Genomic DNA, 16,201 nt, shown 5'->3' on the forward strand with positions numbered 1-16,201 from the left:
TTCAGGCCGCGCCGAGGCGGTCGAGGATCCAGGCGTTGACGAACGCCTCCTCGCGCCACGAGTCGTACCGGCCGCTGGGGCCGCCGTGCCCGGCGCCCATCTCCGTCTTGAGCAGGTAGTCGCCCTGCGGGGCGACCGCCCGCAGCCGGGCGATCCACTTGGCCGGCTCGTGGTAGAGCACCCGGGTGTCGTTGAGGCTGGTCACCGCGAGGATCGCCGGGTAGTCCACCGCCGCCACGTTCTCGTACGGTGCATAGGACTTCATGTACGCGTAGACCTCGGGGTCGTCGAGGGGGTTGCCCCACTCCTCCCACTCGGTGACGGTCAGCGGCAGCGACGGGTCGAGGATCGAGGTGAGCGGGTCCACGAAGGGCACCTGCGCGACGACGCCCGCGAACGCGTCCGGCGCGAGGTTGGCCACCGCGCCCATCAGCAGGCCGCCGGCCGACGCGCCCCGGGCCACCAGCCGGTCGGCCGACGTCCAGCCCGACTTGACCAGGTGCCGGGCGCAGGCCACGAAGTCGGTGAACGTGTTCTTCTTGGCCAGCATCTTGCCCTGGTCGTACCAGCGCCGGCCCAGTTCGCCGCCGCCCCGCACGTGCGCGACGGCGAAGACCACGCCCCGGTCCAGCAGGGAGAGCCGGGCGACGGAGAACCACGGGTCCATGCTCGCCTCGTACGAGCCGTAGCCGTAGATGACGCAGGGCGCGGAGCCGTCGCGGGGGGTGCCGGCCCGGCAGACCAGCGAGATCGGCACGCGCGTGCCGTCGTCGGCGAGCGCCCAGTCCCGGTGCTGCTCGTAGTCGGCCGGATCGTACTCGCGGCCGTCCGGGCCGGGCAGGACCGGCTTGCGGCGGCGCAGGGTCAGCTCCCGGGTGACCAGGTCGTAGTCGTACACCGACTCCGGGGCGACCAGCGAGGCGTAGCGCAACCGGACCTGCCGGGTGCGGTACTCCGGGTTGCTGTCCAGCCCGACGCTGTAGAGCGGCTCGGGGAAGTCGATGTCGTGACCGTCGCCGCCGCCGACCGGCAGCACCCGCAGCCCGGTCAGGCCGTTGGTGCGCAGCGACACGACCAGGTGGTCGGCGAACGCGTCGACCGACTCCAGCCGGGTGCCGGGGGTGTGCGGGATCAGCGGGACCCAGTCGCCGGGCGCGTCCGCCGAGGTGTACGCGAGCGCGAAGTCCTCGGCGTCGTCGTTGTGCAGGATCAGGAAGCGGTGCCCGTGGTGCTCGACGCTGTATTCCACGCCCTGCCGCCGGGGCGCGACGGACGCCGGCTCGCCGGTGGGGTTGCCGGCGGGGATGACCAGCACCTCACTGGTGATCTTGCTGTGGATGTCGATCAGGACGAACTTCTCCGACCGGGTCAGCTCGACGCCGACCCAGAACCGCTCGTCGTCCTCCTGGTGGACCACCACGTCCTCGGTGGACGGGGTGCCGATCCGGTGCCGCCACACCCGGTGGGGCCGCCAGGCGTCGTCGACGGTGACGTAGAACAGCACCGAGGCGTCGGCGGACCAGGCCGTGCCGTAGAACGTGCCCGGCACCTCGTCGGCCAGCACCTCGCCGGTGGTCAGGTCCTTCACCCGCAGCGTGAACCGCTCGTCGCCGCTGAAGTCCGTCGAGTAGGCCAGCCAGCGCCCGTCGGGGCTCACGTCGAACGCGCCGAGGGAGAAGAAGTCGTGCCCCTCGGCGAGCAGGTTGCCGTCGAGCAGCACCTCCTCGCCGTCGAGCGGGGCACCGTCCACGCTGACCGGCGGGTCGGTCTCGCCGTCGCGGACCGCGCGGCGGCAGTGCACGCCGTACTGCTGGCCCTCGACCGTGCGCGTGTAGTACCAGTGGTCACCCTTGCGGGTCGGCACCGACAGGTCGGTCTCCTGGGTGCGCCGGCGCGTCTCCTCGAACAGGGTGTTCCGCAGCTCCGCCAGGTGCGCGGTGCGCGCCTCGGTGTGGGCGTTCTCCGCCGTCAGGTGGGCGATCGTCTCCGGGTCGTCCTTGGCGGCCAGCCAGGCGTACTCGTCGACGACGGTGTCGCCGTGGTGGGTGCGCTCGCTGGGGACCCGCTTGGCGACGGGCACGGGAGTCTCGGTGGTCACGCCGGTCAGGTTACCGTCCGTCGGGACCCCGGCACCCGCCCGGCGAGATCGACGCCCGGCACCGGCGCGGTGGCGCGACCGGGTGTTCGAACACATGTACGATTGCGGCCATGGCGACAGCAGCGGGGTCCATCGATCGGTCCGGTGCAGTGGACATCACCCGACGGCTGGCGGAGATCTGCGGCCCGCCCTTCGCGCGGTTCGCGGGGGCGGCCGACGAGGTCGCCGGCGCACAGGCCCGGTGGGTGGCCGTGCCCGGTGCCCCGCAGGCCGCTGCCGAGGTGCTGCGGCTGGCCGCCGCCCACGACCTGACGGTGGTGCCCCGCGGCGCCGGCACGAAGATCGACTGGGGGGTCGCCCCCGCACACGTCGACATCATGCTCGACACCGGGCGGCTGGCCGGCATCTGCCATCGGCCGGCCGACGGCGGCGTGGTCGAGATCGGCGCGGGCACCCCGCTGCGGGCCGCCCAGGCCACCCTCGAACGGGCGGGGCTGCGGCTGGCCCTCGACGCGCCCTCGCCCGGGGCCACCGTCGGCGGGGTGCTGGCCGCCGACGAGTCCGGCCCGCTGCGGCACCGCCACGGCGGCCCCTGCGAGCAACTGGTCGGCGTGCGCTACCTGGACGCCGCCGGCGAGCTGATCAGTGCCGGCGGCGGCGCACCCGGCCTGGAGTTGGCCCGGCTGCTGTGCGGGTCGCAGGGCGGCCTCGGCGTGCTCCTCTCCGCCACCCTGCGGGTGCAGCCGGTGCCGGCCAGCCAGGCCTGGGTCACCCGTCCGGTGTGGAGCCCGTTGGAGGTCGACGGCCTGGTCCGGGAGGTGCTCGCCGCCCGGCTCGACGCGGCGGCCGTGGAGCTGGACCTGCCGGCCCGCGCCAACCGGGCGCGCCCGCCGCTGCACCCCGACGCCCCGGAGGCCCTGGCCCGGGCCCGCCACCCCTCCATGTTCCGGCGCACGGTGACCCCGGCCGGCGCGGGCAGCCTGACCGTGCTGCTGGAGGGCGACCCCGCCGACGTCGCCGAACGCGCCGACGGCCTGCGCGGACTGTTCGGCGACGAGGCCAAGATCGGGCACTCGGCACCGCAGTGGTGGCGGCGCTATCCGTTCGGCCCCGGCGAGACCGCGCTGCGCATCGAGGTGCCGGTCGGCAACCTGCACGCCGCCGCCTACGCGCTGCGCGACGCGGCCGGCGGCCCGGTGCCGGTGCGCGGCTCGGCCGGTCAGGGGGTGCTGCACGCCGCCCTGCCCGGCACCCTGCCCGTCGATCGGGTGGCGTCCATCGTCGCCGGGGTGCGCGCCGTCCTGCTCGCCCGGCGGGGCCGGTGCGTGGTGGTCGCCGCGCCACCTCCGGTGCGGGAGGCCGTCGACCTGTGGGGCGAGCTGGCCTCGCTGCCCCGGCTGCGGGCGGCGAAGGAATACCTGGACCCGCACCAGCGGCTCGCCCCGGGCCGCCTCCCCGGCGGCCTCTGACACCACCTGCGCGCCCGCGCCCGCGCGCCCGCGCGCCCCTGCGCGGTCGCCGGTGCCGGCTGTCGGCCGCCGGGCCGGGTCGCCATGTCGGCGACATGGGGGTATCCCAGGCCGGGGATACCGCGATGTCGCCGACATGCAGCGCCGACGCGCCCCGACGCGCCCCGCGCAGCCCAGGCCCGGCGCGGGCGCGGGCCCGGCCCCGGCATGGGCCCGGCCCCGGCATGGGCCCGGCCCCGGCGTGGACCCGCCTCGCGCGGCCCGACCCTCCGCGCGGGGACCCGGCACCCGGTGCGGGCCAGCCCGGTGGGCGGGGCGTCAGCGGCGGTCGTTGCGCAGCACGAGGATCGCGATGTCGTCGCGGGGCGTCTCGGCCGAGAACCCGATCGCCGTCGACCGCAGCCGGGCGGCCACCACGTCGGCCGAGTATCCGGCCAGCGGCGCGGCGGACTCCCGCAGCCGCTCCGTGCCGAACAGCTCCCGGCCGCGCCGACGCTCGGTCACCCCGTCCGTGTAGAAGATCAGCGAGTCGCCGGGGGCCAGGGTCAGCTCGACGGCCGGGGAGGCGATCGCGTCGAGCAGGCCGAGCGCGGTGCCGCCGGCCCCGACGAACGCGGCCCCGTCGCCGGCGCGCAGCAGCACCGGGCGGTCGTGGCCGGCGAGGTGCAGGGACACGTCGAGCTGGTCGCCCTCGCCCGGCCCGACGGCCGCCAGCGCGAGAGTGCAGTAGCGCCCGCCGCCGCGCTCGACCAGCGTGTTGTTGAGCCGGACCAGCGCCTCTGGCAGCGGCTTGCCGTCGCTGACCAGCACCCGGATGACGTCCCGGACCAGCCCGGTGACGGCCGCCGCCTCGACCCCCTTGCCGGACACGTCGCCGACCACCACGAGCCAGCGCCCGTCGGGCAGGGGGAGCACGTCGTAGAAGTCGCCACCCACCTCGGCGTCGTCGCCGGTCGGCACGTACTCGGCGGCGAAGCCGATGCCGTCGACGACCGGCAGGACCGGTGGCAGCAGCGACCGCTGGAGCGTCTGCGCCACCCGCCGCCGCTCGGCGTGGATGCGGGCGTTCTCGATGGCCAGGGCTGCCCGCCGGGCCACGTCCTCCAGCACGGCCACCTCGTCGGGGTCGTGCCGGTGCCGCTGGTGGCGGCCCACCGCGAGGGTGCCCAGCCGCTGCCCGCGCGCCACCAGCGGGACGGCGAAGCCCTCCATCGGCCCGCCCAGCGGCACCTGCGACCCGATCCGGGACGCCTCGCGCAGCCGGGACTGCACCGAGTCCGTGCCTGTCTCGCGGAGCACCTTGTGCAGCTGCGGCAGCACCGACTCGTCGGCGTGGGTGGCGGCCGCGAGTCGCAGCCGCCCCCACTCGTCGGCCGTGTGCACCGCGCACCACTGGCCGAGGCGGGGCACGACGAGCTGCGGGATCAGCACCATCGTCAGCTCGACGTCGAGGGACTGGGCGAGCAGCTCACCCGCCTCGGCCAGGAACGTCAGCCAGGCCTGCCGGCGTACGTCGGCCCGGCGCAGCCGGTCGTTCTCCAGGTGCAGCGAGAGCCGTTCGGCGGTCAGCACCGCGAGCGGCCGCGCGTACGTCGAGGGGGCCGCGTCCAGCTCCAGCTCCCCGGTGTACGGCCGGTGCACCGCCAGCGGCACCCGCAGCAGCTCGTTGCCGGCGCGGGGGGTGCGGCCGTAGCGGGCCAGCACCTGCCGGCCCAGCCCGTCGCCGCGGTCGAGGCGGACGAGGCCACCGGCCGCGCCGACCATCTCGGCGAGCCGGGTGAGCAGGTCGGTGGCGAAGTCCGGCAGCGGGTCGTCGGCGTACTGGTCGGGGGCGGTCTGCATCAGCTCGCTCATCGCCCCGGCGCTGGGCCCCGCGTGCTCCCCGCCTGCGGTCGACATCGGCGTGCCCCCGGCGGCACCGGCCTGGGGGCCGGCGGCGACCGACTGCCCGTCGGCGGCACCGGAGCGGTCCAGCCGGAACCACACCCCCTTGCCGGTGGGCAGGTAGGTCGTGCCCCACCGACTGGCGAAGTGGTCCACCAGCAGCAGCCCCCGGCCCCGCTCGGACACCTCGTTGATCTCCGAGGTGTCGTTGCGTACGCCGACGGTCAGCTCGTCGACGGATCCGGCGGCGAAGTCGGAGACCGTCACGGTGAGGCCGACGTCGTCGCCGACGACCTCGATGTCCAGTTCGGTGCGGGCGTGCTCGACGGCGTTGGTGGTCAGCTCGGTGGTGAGCAGCAGGGCCTCGTTGAGCAGGTCGTCGAGGCGCGCGGCGGCGAGCACGGACCGGACCAGGGCGCGGGCGGCGGCAGGTGTGCGCCGGTCGGCGGGCAGCCGGACCCGCCGGACGCGCTCGTCCGGACCGTCGAAGGCCGCCGGCCCCGCCTCCGCTGACACCTCCGTATCCTCCACCGCCGCCCGGCCCCGCGCCAAGCTGATCCGGCGGTCGGCCCGCCGCGCCGGGCGGGCCGGCGTCCCGTCGGCGGCGGTACGGCCGGGCGTGGCGGGCCGGCGGGCGGCGCGTCCCGGGAGCCCAGCCGGGCACAATGAGGGAACGGCCGGTGCGTTCGACGGGCGCCGGCGGCCCCCGGAACTCAGCGAGGAATGCGATGACCACGGCGAAACACCCGGTAGCCGCGGACCCGTCCGCGCCGGACCAGGCCGCTCTGCTCGGCGAGCTGGCGGAGGCGCTGCGGCGCGTGCGCGGGGGTGACCTGAAGGTGCGGCTGCGGCCCCGGGCGGGCGCGGCCGGCGAGGTGGCGGACGCCTTCAACGAGGTGGTGGCCCTCCAGGAGCGGCAGCACCGCGACCTGCTGCGGATCAGCCGGGTCGTCGGCCGGGACGGCCGGCTCAACGAGCGCCTGGAGGAGGAGGGGCTGGAGGGTTCCTGGGCGGAGGACCAGCGGGCCGTCAACTCGCTGATCGACGGCCTGGGCCGGCCGACCACCGAGATCGCCCGGGTGATCGTGGCGGTGGCCGACGGCGACCTCTCGCAGCACATGGCGCTGGAGATCGACGGCCGCCCCCTGCGCGGCGAGTACCTGCGGATCGGCCGCACGGTCAACACCATGGTCGACCAGCTCTCGTCGTTCTCCAACGAGGTGACCCGGGTGGCCCGGGAGGTGGGCACCGAGGGCAAGCTCGGCGGCCAGGCCGACGTGCGCGGGGTGGCCGGCACCTGGAAGGACCTCACCGACTCGGTGAACACCATGGCGTCGAACCTGACCGGCCAGGTGCGGTCGATCTCCCAGGTGGCGACGGCGGTGGCCCGGGGCGACCTGTCGCAGAAGATCACGGTCGGGGCGCGCGGCGAGGTCGCCGAGCTGGCCGACACGATGAACTCGCTCACCGACACGCTGCGCCTCTTCGCCGAGCAGGTGACCCGGGTGGCGCGCGAGGTGGGCACGGAGGGCAAGCTGGGCGGCCAGGCCGACGTGCCGAACGTCGCCGGCACCTGGAAGGACCTCACCGACAGCGTCAACTCGATGGCGTCGAACCTGACGGCGCAGGTGCGCAACATCGCCCAGGTCTCGACGGCCGTCGCCCGGGGCGACCTGTCGCAGAAGATCACCGTCGCCGCGCAGGGCGAGATCCTGGAGCTGAAGGACACCGTCAACACGATGGTGGACCAGCTCAGTTCGTTCGCCGACGAGGTGACGCGGGTGGCGCGTGAGGTGGGCAGCGAGGGGAAGCTGGGCGGTCAGGCGCAGGTGCGCGGGGTCTCCGGCACCTGGCGCGACCTCACCGAGAACGTCAACCAGCTCGCCGGCAACCTGACCAGCCAGGTCCGCAACATCTCGCAGGTCTCGACGGCCGTCGCGAAGGGCGACCTGTCGCAGAAGATCACGGTGGATGCGCAGGGCGAGATCCTGGAGCTGAAGAACACCGTCAACACGATGGTGGACCAGCTCAGTTCGTTCGCCGACGAGGTGACGCGGGTGGCGCGTGAGGTGGGCACCGAGGGCAAGCTGGGCGGCCAGGCCCAGGTCCGCGGCGTCGCGGGCACGTGGCGGGACCTGACCGACAACGTGAACTCGATGGCGTCGAACCTGACGGCGCAGGTGCGCAACATCGCCTCGGTGACCACGGCGGTGGCGAAGGGTGACCTGTCGCAGAAGATCACGGTGGATGCCCGGGGCGAGATCCTGGAGCTGAAGTCGACGGTGAACACGATGGTGGACCAGCTCAGTTCGTTCGCCGACGAGGTGACGCGGGTGGCGCGTGAGGTGGGCACCGAGGGCAAGCTGGGCGGCCAGGCCCAGGTCAAGGGCGTGCTGGGCACGTGGCGGGACCTGACCGACAACGTGAACTCGATGGCGTCGAACCTGACGTCGCAGGTGCGCAACATCGCCTCGGTGACCACGGCGGTGGCGAAGGGTGACCTGTCGCAGAAGATCACGGTGGATGCCCGGGGCGAGATCCTGGAGCTGAAGTCGACGGTGAACACGATGGTGGACCAGCTCAGTTCGTTCGCCGACGAGGTGACGCGGGTGGCGCGTGAGGTGGGCACCGAGGGGAAGCTGGGCGGCCAGGCCCAGGTCAAGGGCGTCTCCGGCACGTGGCGTGACCTCACGGACAACGTGAACTCGATGGGGTCGAACCTGACGTCGCAGGTGCGCAACATCGCCTCGGTGACCACGGCGGTGGCGAAGGGTGACCTGTCGCAGAAGATCACGGTGGACGCGCAGGGCGAGATCCTGGAGCTGAAGAACACCGTCAACACGATGGTGGACCAGCTCCGGTCGTTCGCCGACGAGGTGACCCGGGTGGGCCGCGAGGTCGGCATCGAGGGCAAGCTGGGCGCGCAGGCCCAGGTGAAGGGCGTCTCGGGCACCTGGCGGGACCTCACGGAGAACGTCAACCAGCTCGCCTCGACGCTCACCACCCAGCTCCGGGCCATCGCCGAGGTGTCGACCTCGGTGACCCGGGGCGACCTGACCCAGCGGATCGCGGTCGAGGCGCAGGGCGAGGTCGCCGACCTGAAGGACAACATCAACCAGATGATCGTCACCCTCCGGGAGACGACGAAGAAGAACGCCGAGCAGGGCTGGCTGGACTCCAACCTGGCCCGCATCGGCGGCCTGCTCCAGGGGCAGCGTGACCTCGGCGAGGTCTGCCGGATGATCATGATGGAGGTGACCCCGCTGGTCGACGCGCAGCTCGGCGCGTTCTTCCTGGCGGACACCTCGGACGGCAGCATGCGGCTGCGGCTGACCGCCTCGTACGGCTACGTGGCGCGGGGGCACGACGTCACGTTCGGGCCGGGCGAGGGACTGGTCGGGCAGGCCGCGCTCTCCCGCCGGACGATCCGGGTGAGCGCCTCGCCGGACGGCCGGCTCACCCTGCGTTCCGGGCTCGCCAACACCCCGCCGGCCGACCTGGTGGTGCTCCCCGTCCTGTTCGAGGGCGAGCTGCTCGGCGTGATCGAGTTCGCCGGCGTGGCGGCCTTCCCCGACCTGCACCTGACGTTCCTGGAGCGGCTGGTGCTGACCATCGGCGTGGCCGTCAACACCATCCAGGCCAACCGGCGCACCGAGGAGCTGCTGGCGCAGTCGCAGCGGCTGGCCCACGAGCTGCAGGAGCAGTCGGCCGAGCTGCAGCGCACCAACGCCGAGCTGGAGGACAAGGCCCAGCTCCTGTCGGAGCAGAAGGCCAACATCGAGACCCAGAACCGGGAGATCGAGCTGGCCCGGCTCGGCCTGGAGGACAAGGCGCAGCAGCTCACCCGGGCGTCGGCGTACAAGTCGGAGTTCCTGGCCAACATGAGCCACGAGCTGCGTACGCCGCTGAACTCGCTGCTGCTGCTCGCGCGGCTGTTGGTGGAGAACTCGGAGCAGAACCTCACCCCGAAGCAGATCGAGTTCGCCCGGACCATCCACGGCTCCGGCTCGGACCTGCTGCGCCTGATCGACGACATCCTCGACCTGTCGAAGATCGAGGCGGGCCGGATGGACGTCGAGCCGACGGAGGTCCAGTTCACCGAGATCCGGGGGTTCGTCGAGCAGGCGTTCGCCCCGCAGGCGGAGGAGAAGGGCCTCGACTTCCAGGTGCGGCTGGCCAAGGAGCTGCCCCCGGCGCTGGTCACCGACGCGCAGCGGTTGCAGCAGATCCTGCGCAACCTGCTCTCCAACGCGGTGAAGTTCACCGACAACGGCGCGGTGACGCTGCGCATCGCCCCGGCCCCCGAGAACGTCGTGTTCGACGTCCCGGCGCTGACCAACGCCCGCCAGGTGATCGCCTTCACGGTGATCGACACGGGCATCGGCATCTCGGACGACAAGCTGTCGCTGATCTTCGAGGCGTTCCAGCAGGCGGACGGCACGACCAGCCGCCGCTACGGCGGGACGGGGCTCGGGCTGTCGATCAGCCGGGACCTGGCCCGTCTGCTCGGCGGGTCGATCACGGTCAGCTCGGCGCCCGGGGAGGGTTCGACGTTCACCCTCTACGTACCGGAGGTGCTGGCGCCGGACGCGGTGGTCGCACCCGCGCCGCCCTCGCCGGCCCGGGCGGGCCTGCCGTCGTCGCTGCTCATGCCCCCGCTGGAGCTGCCGGAGCCGGCCGAGGCGCCGGGGACCCGCCGGCTGGAGGGCGTGACCGTGCTGATCATCGATGACGACGTGCGAAACGTCTTCGCTCTGACCAGCGCATTGGAGTTGCACGGTATGACCGTGTTGTACTCGGACAACGGGGCGGACGGGGTCCGCCTGCTGGCCGAGCATCCGGAGGTGGACATCGTGCTGATGGACGCGATGATGCCCGACCAGGACGGCTACGAGACGACCCGGCAGATCCGCCGTAACCACCACTTCGCCGACCTCCCGATCGTCTTCCTGACCGCGAAGGCCATGCCGGGGGACCGCGAGTCCGCGCTCGCGGCGGGGGGCAGCGACTACATCACCAAACCGGTCGACCTGGACGAGCTGATCGAGCTGATGTCGTCCTGGGTGAGCGGCAGCCGAGGCGAGGAGAGTTCGTGAGTCAGACGGCCAAGGCGCTGCTGGTCGACGACCGGCGGGAGAATCTGATGGCCCTGGAGGCGATCCTCCAGGGGCTGCCGGTGCAGTCGGTGGCGGTGGAGAGCGGCGAGGCGGCGCTCAAGCAGCTGCTGGTGGACGACTTCGCGGTCATCCTGCTGGACGCGCAGATGCCCGACATGGACGGCTTCGAGACGGCCAGCCACATCAAGCGGCGGGAACGCACCCGGCACGTGCCGATCATCTTCCTCACCGCCGCCGACAAGGACGCCCAGCTCGCCCTGCGCGGGTATGCGGTCGGCGCGGTGGACTACCTGACCAAGCCCTTCGACCCGTGGGTGCTGCGGGCCAAGGTGTCGGTCTTCGTCGAGCTGTGGGTGAAGACCCGGCAGTTGGCCGCGCAGTCCGACCTGGTCCGCGAGCGCGAGACGCAGTGGCGGGCGCTCACCGACGCGGTCGACGAGGCCACGACGCTGCTGCGCGGCGATGCCCCGGACGGCCCCGCCCGCGCCGTGGAACTCCTCGAACAGGCCCGCTGGGGCAGCAGCCTCTAGGCAGCGGCGGGGCGGGCCGACCGGCAGGGCGGTGGCCGGCGCGGGCGGGTCACCGGTCGGCCGGGTGCCTGCCGTGCCCGATGGCGGCGCGCCGGGCCCGCCAGCGTTCGCCCAGCGAGTCGATCTCCTCCTGGACGAAGACGAAGAAGTCGCGCATCTCGGAGACCCGCTCGCCGGCCACAGTGCCGCGTCCGTTCAGGGCGGCGACCCCGCCGTCGGCGAGGTCGATGAGGTTCTTGTAGATCCCGGTCTTGGTGATGGTCCCCTCGTACCAGGGGTTGTCGGGCAGCCGGTACCGGTCGCGGCGGGAGCCCTTCACCGGCTCGCGGACCAGCATGCCGAACTGGGTCAGGTAGCGGACCGCGCCGGAGACGGCCGCCGCGCTGACGTCGAGGCGCGCGCCGATCTCGGCGGCGGTCAGCGGGTCGTCCGCGCTCATGACCGTGAACAGCACCCGGGCCGCCATCCGGGGGAAGCCGACCTCCGCGAAGGCCATGGCCATCCGCTCGACGAAGTGGTGGACCGCCTCGTCGTTGCGGCGGGGCGGATCGGCGGCGCTCATCGGGCTCTCCTCGGCGGTCGGGTATCTGATCGTGCCTCAGGTTCTACAGACTTCACAACTTTCTGAAATCACTGTAGCTTCGGAAGTGTGGAAACTCCGATAGAGATCTCCGGCCTGGTGAAGACCTTCGGCCGGACCAGGGCGCTCGACGGGCTCGACCTGACCGTCCGCGCCGGCGAGGTGCACGGGTTCCTGGGCCCCAACGGGGCCGGCAAGTCCACCGCCATCCGCGTGCTGCTCGGCCTGCTCCGCGCCGACGCGGGAGCCGTCCGGCTGCTCGGCGGCGACCCGTGGCGCGACGCCGTCGCCCTGCACCGCCGGCTCGCGTACGTGCCCGGCGACGTGACGCTGTGGCCCAACCTGACCGGCGGCGAGGTGATCGACCTGCTCGGCCGGATGCGCGGCGGCCTCGACCGCGCCCGCCGCGACGAGCTGCTCGCCGCCTTCGAGCTGGACCCGCGCAAGAAGGGCCGGGCCTACTCCAAGGGCAACCGGCAGAAGGTCGGGCTGGTCGCCGCCCTCGCCTCCGACGCCGAGCTGCTGATCCTCGACGAGCCCACCTCCGGGCTCGACCCGCTGATGGAGGAGGTCTTCCAGCACTGGGTCCGCCGGGCCCGCGCCGAGGGCCGCACCGTGCTGCTCTCCAGCCACATCCTCGGCGAGGTCGAGGCCCTCTGCGACCGGGTGACGATCATCCGCAGCGGCCGGGCCGCCGAGGCCGGCACCCTGAGCGAGCTGCGCCACCTCCAGCGCACCAGCGTCGACGCCGAGCTGGCCGGGCCGCCGCACGGGCTGGCCGGGCTGCCCGGCGTGCACGACCTGCGGGTCGACGGCGACCGCGTCCGCTTCGACGTGGACACCCCGGCCCTCGACACCGCGCTGCGCCGGCTCACCGAGATCGGCGTACGCAGCCTGGTCAGCCGGCCGCCCACGCTGGAGGAGCTGTTCCTGCGGCACTACGGGACGGCCGCGCCCGACGCCGCACCGGCCGGGGCGACGCGATGAGCCGCGCAGTCGCCGCACGGGGCGACGCGACGAGCCGCCCGGCCACCGGGCGGGGCGGGCCGCTCACCGGCACCCGGCACCTGGTCCGGCTGATCCTGCGCCGCGACCGCGTCCTGCTGCCGATCTGGGTGCTGGTGATCGCCGTCCTCCCCGCCAGCTATGCGGCGACCTACGCCGAGCTGTACCCGACCGCCGCCCAGCGCGCCGAATACCTGGCCACCACCGCCGGCAACCCGTCGATCGTGGCGCTGCTCGGCCCCGCGTACGGCGACAGCGTCGGCGCGCTCGCCACCCAGCGGGCCGGGCTGCTGCACCTGATCGTCGGCCTGATCAGCCTGCTCGTCGTCGTCCGGCACACCCGCACCGAGGAGGAGGCGGGCCGGCGGGAGCTGCTCGGTGCCACCGTCCTCGGCCGGGCCGCGCCGCTGGCCGCCGCGCTGCTCGTCACGTACGCGGCGGACCTGCTGCTCGGGCTGCTCGTCGCCGGTGGCCTGGTCGCCTCCGACCTGCCGGCCGCCGGCTCGGTGGCGTTCGGGCTGTCGGTGACCCTCGCCGGCATGTTCTTCGCCACCGTCGGCGCGCTCGTCGCGCAGCTCACCGAGAGCGCCGGCGCCGCCCGGGGGCTGGGCCTCGCGGTCCTCGGCGTGGCGTACCTGGTCCGGCTCGCCGGGGACGCCGGCGGGGTGGAGTGGCTGAGCCGGCTCTCCCCGCTGGGCCTGGCCCAGCGCACCCACCCCTACACCTCGGAGCGGTGGTGGCCCCTGGCGGTGCTGGTCGGGCTGACCGCCCTGGTCGGGGCGCTGGCGTCGGGGCTGGCCGCCCGGCGGGACCTCGGTGCCGGCGTGCTGCCGCAGCGGCTCGGCCCGGCCACCGCCGGTGGTGCCCTCGCCGGCCCGCTGGGGCTGGCCTGGCGGCTCAACCGGGTCGCGCTGCTCGGCTGGACGGTCGGCGCGGCGGCGCTCGGGGCGGTGCTCGGCGGCGCGGCCGAGGCGGCCGGCAGCGCGGTGGAGGGCAACGAGGCCGTCGCCCGGCTGATGGAGCGCCTGGGCGGCTCCGCGTCGGTCGCCGAGGCGTACCTCGGGGCGACCCTGAGCATCACCGCCCTCGCCGCCGCCGGCTACGGCATCCAGGCCGCGCTGCGGATGCGGGCCGAGGAGACCGCCCAGCGGGCCGAGCCGGTGCTCGCCACCGGCGTGAGCAGGTCCCGCTGGCTGCTCGGCCACCTCGCCTTCGCCCTGCTCGGCCCGGCGGCCGTGCTGGTCGTCACGGGCCTGGTGACCGGGCTCGCGTACGGCCTCAGCATCGGCGACGTCGCCGGGCGGGTGCCCCGGCTGACCGGGGCGGCGCTGGCGCACGTGCCGGCGGTGTGGGTGCTGGTCGGCGTGGCGGTGCTGCTGTTCGGCCTGCTGCCGCGCGTCAGCGTCGGGGTGGCCTGGGCGGCGCTCGCGGCCTGCCTGCTGCTCGGGCAGCTCGGCGCGGTGCTGGAGCTGAGCCAGTGGCTGCTGGACCTGTCGCCGTTCACCCACACCCCGCAGGTGCTGGGCGGCCCCGTCCCCCGCACGCCGCTGCTGGCGCTCACCGCCACCGCGGCGGCCCTGTCGGCGGCGGGCCTGCTGGCGTTCCGCCGCCGCGACCTGCCGCGCTGACGGAACCTGCCGAGCTGACCCGGGGTGCGACCGGCGCCCGGGTCAGTCGGCGGGCGCGCCGTTGCGGATCATGAGGGCCGAGCGTAGGCCCGTGATGTCCAGGACGCGCAGCAGGAAGTCGCCGACGTTGGTCAGGACCAGCAGGCTCTGGGCGTGGCTGGCCTTGCGGCTGAGGACGACCAGGGTGCCCAGGCCCTGTGAGTCGCAGAAGGTGACGCCGCCCAGGTCGAGGACGATGCGCGGCGGCGGGTCGGCCAGCGCCTCGTTGACGGCGGTCGAGAGCTGGGCGGCCGTGAGCATGTCGATCTCACCGGCGAGGCGAAGCACGGCTTCATCGCCCGTCCGGTGTACCGTGATGGACAGTTCGGCACGATCCACCCGGTCAGCCTATCGCGATCTCGCTCACCCGGCCCGTTGAGGCGACCAGGCGCGGCGGGTCCCGCCGCAGCGACCGTCCCAGCCCCCCGTCGAGCCCCACCGCCGGGGTGAGCCCGGTAACCCCGATCAGGGGTGGGTGCCGATTCGCCGTCCGGCGCTGACACAATGGCCGCATCGTGACCGATGACTTCTCCGCCGGATCCGGCCGCTACCCAGCCGACGCGCCGGCCTCAGAGGCCCTGTTCGACCGCGCCCGCGCCATCGTGCCGGGCGGGGTCAACTCCCCCGTGCGCGCGTTCCAGGCCGTCGGCGGGACGCCGCGCTTCATGGTCCGGGGGGAGGGTCCCTGGCTCTACGACGCGGACGGCCGGCGCTACGTCGACCTCGTCTGCTCCTGGGGGCCGCTGCTGCTCGGGCACGCCCACCCCGCGGTGGTCGACGCCGTCCAGGCCGCCGCCGCCCTGGGCACCAGCTTCGGCACCCCGACCCCCGGCGAGGTCGAGCTGGCCGCCGAGATCGTCGACCGGACCCCGGTCGAGCAGGTCCGGCTGGTCAACTCGGGCACCGAGGCCACCATGTCGGCGATCCGGCTGGCCCGGGGCCACACCGGCCGCTCCAAGATCATCAAGTTCGCCGGCTGCTACCACGGGCACGTCGACGCGCTGCTCGCCGCCGCCGGCTCCGGCGTGGCCACCCTCGGCCTGCCCGACTCGCCCGGCGTCACCGGCGCGGCGGCGGGCGAGACCATCGTGCTGCCGTACAACGACGTCGCCGCCGTCGAGGAGGCGTTCGCCGCGCAGGGGCAGCACATCGCCGCCGTCATCACCGAGGCGGCGGCCGGCAACATGGGCGTGGTCGCCCCGCGCGACGGGTTCAACGCCCAGCTCGCCCGGATCGCCCACGCGCACGGCGCGCTGCTCATCGTCGACGAGGTGATGACCGGGTTCCGGGTGTCCCGCTCCGGCTGGCACGGGCTCGACCCGGTCGACGCCGACCTGTGGACGTACGGAAAGGTCATGGGTGGCGGGCTGCCCGCCGCGGCCTTCGGCGGGCGCGCGGAGATCATGGCGCGACTCGCCCCGGCCGGGCCGGTCTACCAGGCCGGCACGCTCTCCGGAAACCCCCTCGCGTGCGCCGCCGGCCTGGCCACGCTGCGGCTGGCCGACGACGCCGTCTACCGCAGGCTCGACGACACGGCCGCCGTCGTGGGCAAGCTCGCCTCCGACGCGCTGGCCGCCGCCGGGGTCCCGCACCGCCTGTCGTACGCGGGCAGCATGTTCTCGATCTTCTTCACGGACGCCGACGTGGTCGACTACGACAGCGCGCGGACCCAGCAGGTCCCGGCGTTCCGGGCGTTCTTCCACTCGATGCTCGCCGACGGCGTCTACCTGCCGCCGAGCGCGTTCGAGTCCTGGTTCGTCTCGGCGGCGATCGACGACGCCGCCCTGGAGCGGATCGCCTCGGCCCTGCCGGCGGCGGCGAACGCGGCAGCGGCAGGCAACGGGGGGTAAC

The 16,201-nt window shown here is 74.1% G+C and carries 10 protein-coding genes; 6 read left to right on the plus strand and 4 right to left on the minus strand.

All coding sequences use genetic code 11. The annotated features are described in order from the left end of the window. Position 1: 1 nt before the first annotated feature. Complete coding sequence (locus TK50_RS03085) at positions 2-2,098, minus strand: S9 family peptidase (protein ID WP_043961312.1); 2,097 nt, start codon at positions 2,096-2,098, stop codon at positions 2-4. A 110-nt stretch (positions 2,099-2,208) separates the two neighbouring features. Between TK50_RS03085 and TK50_RS03090 the strand changes: the two genes are divergently transcribed. Beyond that, the gene (locus tag TK50_RS03090) at positions 2,209-3,567 is read left to right on the plus strand and encodes an FAD-binding oxidoreductase (protein ID WP_043961314.1); all 1,359 of its coding nucleotides are present in this window, start codon (positions 2,209-2,211) and stop codon (positions 3,565-3,567) included. A 318-nt stretch (positions 3,568-3,885) separates the two neighbouring features. Here the strand turns inward: TK50_RS03090 and TK50_RS03095 are convergent, their stop codons facing one another. Next, positions 3,886-5,967: a SpoIIE family protein phosphatase gene (locus TK50_RS03095; protein WP_043961315.1), complete on the minus strand. Its 2,082-nt coding sequence runs from the start codon at positions 5,965-5,967 to the stop codon at positions 3,886-3,888. A gap of 212 nt (positions 5,968-6,179) precedes the next feature. Between TK50_RS03095 and TK50_RS03100 the strand changes: the two genes are divergently transcribed. After that, positions 6,180-10,547, plus strand: coding sequence for a HAMP domain-containing protein (locus TK50_RS03100; protein WP_043961316.1), 4,368 nt, complete (start codon positions 6,180-6,182; stop codon positions 10,545-10,547). Continuing rightward, complete coding sequence (locus TK50_RS03105; protein ID WP_043961319.1) at positions 10,544-11,098, plus strand: response regulator; 555 nt, start codon at positions 10,544-10,546, stop codon at positions 11,096-11,098. The genes TK50_RS03100 and TK50_RS03105 overlap by 4 nt, the downstream gene beginning before the upstream one ends. A 49-nt stretch (positions 11,099-11,147) precedes the next feature. Here the strand turns inward: TK50_RS03105 and TK50_RS03110 are convergent, their stop codons facing one another. Next, the gene (locus TK50_RS03110; protein WP_043961320.1) at positions 11,148-11,660 is read right to left on the minus strand and encodes a GbsR/MarR family transcriptional regulator; all 513 of its coding nucleotides are present in this window, start codon (positions 11,658-11,660) and stop codon (positions 11,148-11,150) included. Positions 11,661-11,747: 87 nt separating this feature from the next. Here TK50_RS03110 and TK50_RS03115 point away from each other — a divergent pair, with 87 nt between their 5' ends. Further along, positions 11,748-12,665 (plus strand): ABC transporter ATP-binding protein, encoded by a 918-nt coding sequence (locus tag TK50_RS03115; RefSeq protein ID WP_043961321.1) that lies wholly within the window; start codon positions 11,748-11,750, stop codon positions 12,663-12,665. Next, positions 12,662-14,311, plus strand: a complete 1,650-nt coding sequence (locus tag TK50_RS03120) for an ABC transporter permease (RefSeq protein ID WP_241773909.1) — start codon at positions 12,662-12,664, stop codon at positions 14,309-14,311. Before TK50_RS03115 ends, TK50_RS03120 begins: the two co-directional genes overlap by 4 nt. 42 nt (positions 14,312-14,353) lie before the next feature. On the opposite strand, the gene TK50_RS03125 is transcribed toward TK50_RS03120, so the two are convergent. Continuing rightward, a complete protein-coding gene (locus TK50_RS03125) occupies positions 14,354-14,689 on the minus strand; it encodes an STAS domain-containing protein (RefSeq protein ID WP_043961324.1) in 336 nt (111 codons plus the stop codon). 176 nt (positions 14,690-14,865) lie between these two features. Between TK50_RS03125 and hemL the strand changes: the two genes are divergently transcribed. After that, positions 14,866-16,200: a glutamate-1-semialdehyde 2,1-aminomutase gene (gene hemL / locus TK50_RS03130; RefSeq protein WP_043961326.1), complete on the plus strand. Its 1,335-nt coding sequence runs from the start codon at positions 14,866-14,868 to the stop codon at positions 16,198-16,200. Position 16,201 lies beyond the last annotated feature (1 nt).

Source organism: Micromonospora haikouensis, from assembly GCF_000876225.1.
Lineage (GTDB): Bacteria > Actinomycetota > Actinomycetes > Mycobacteriales > Micromonosporaceae > Micromonospora > Micromonospora haikouensis.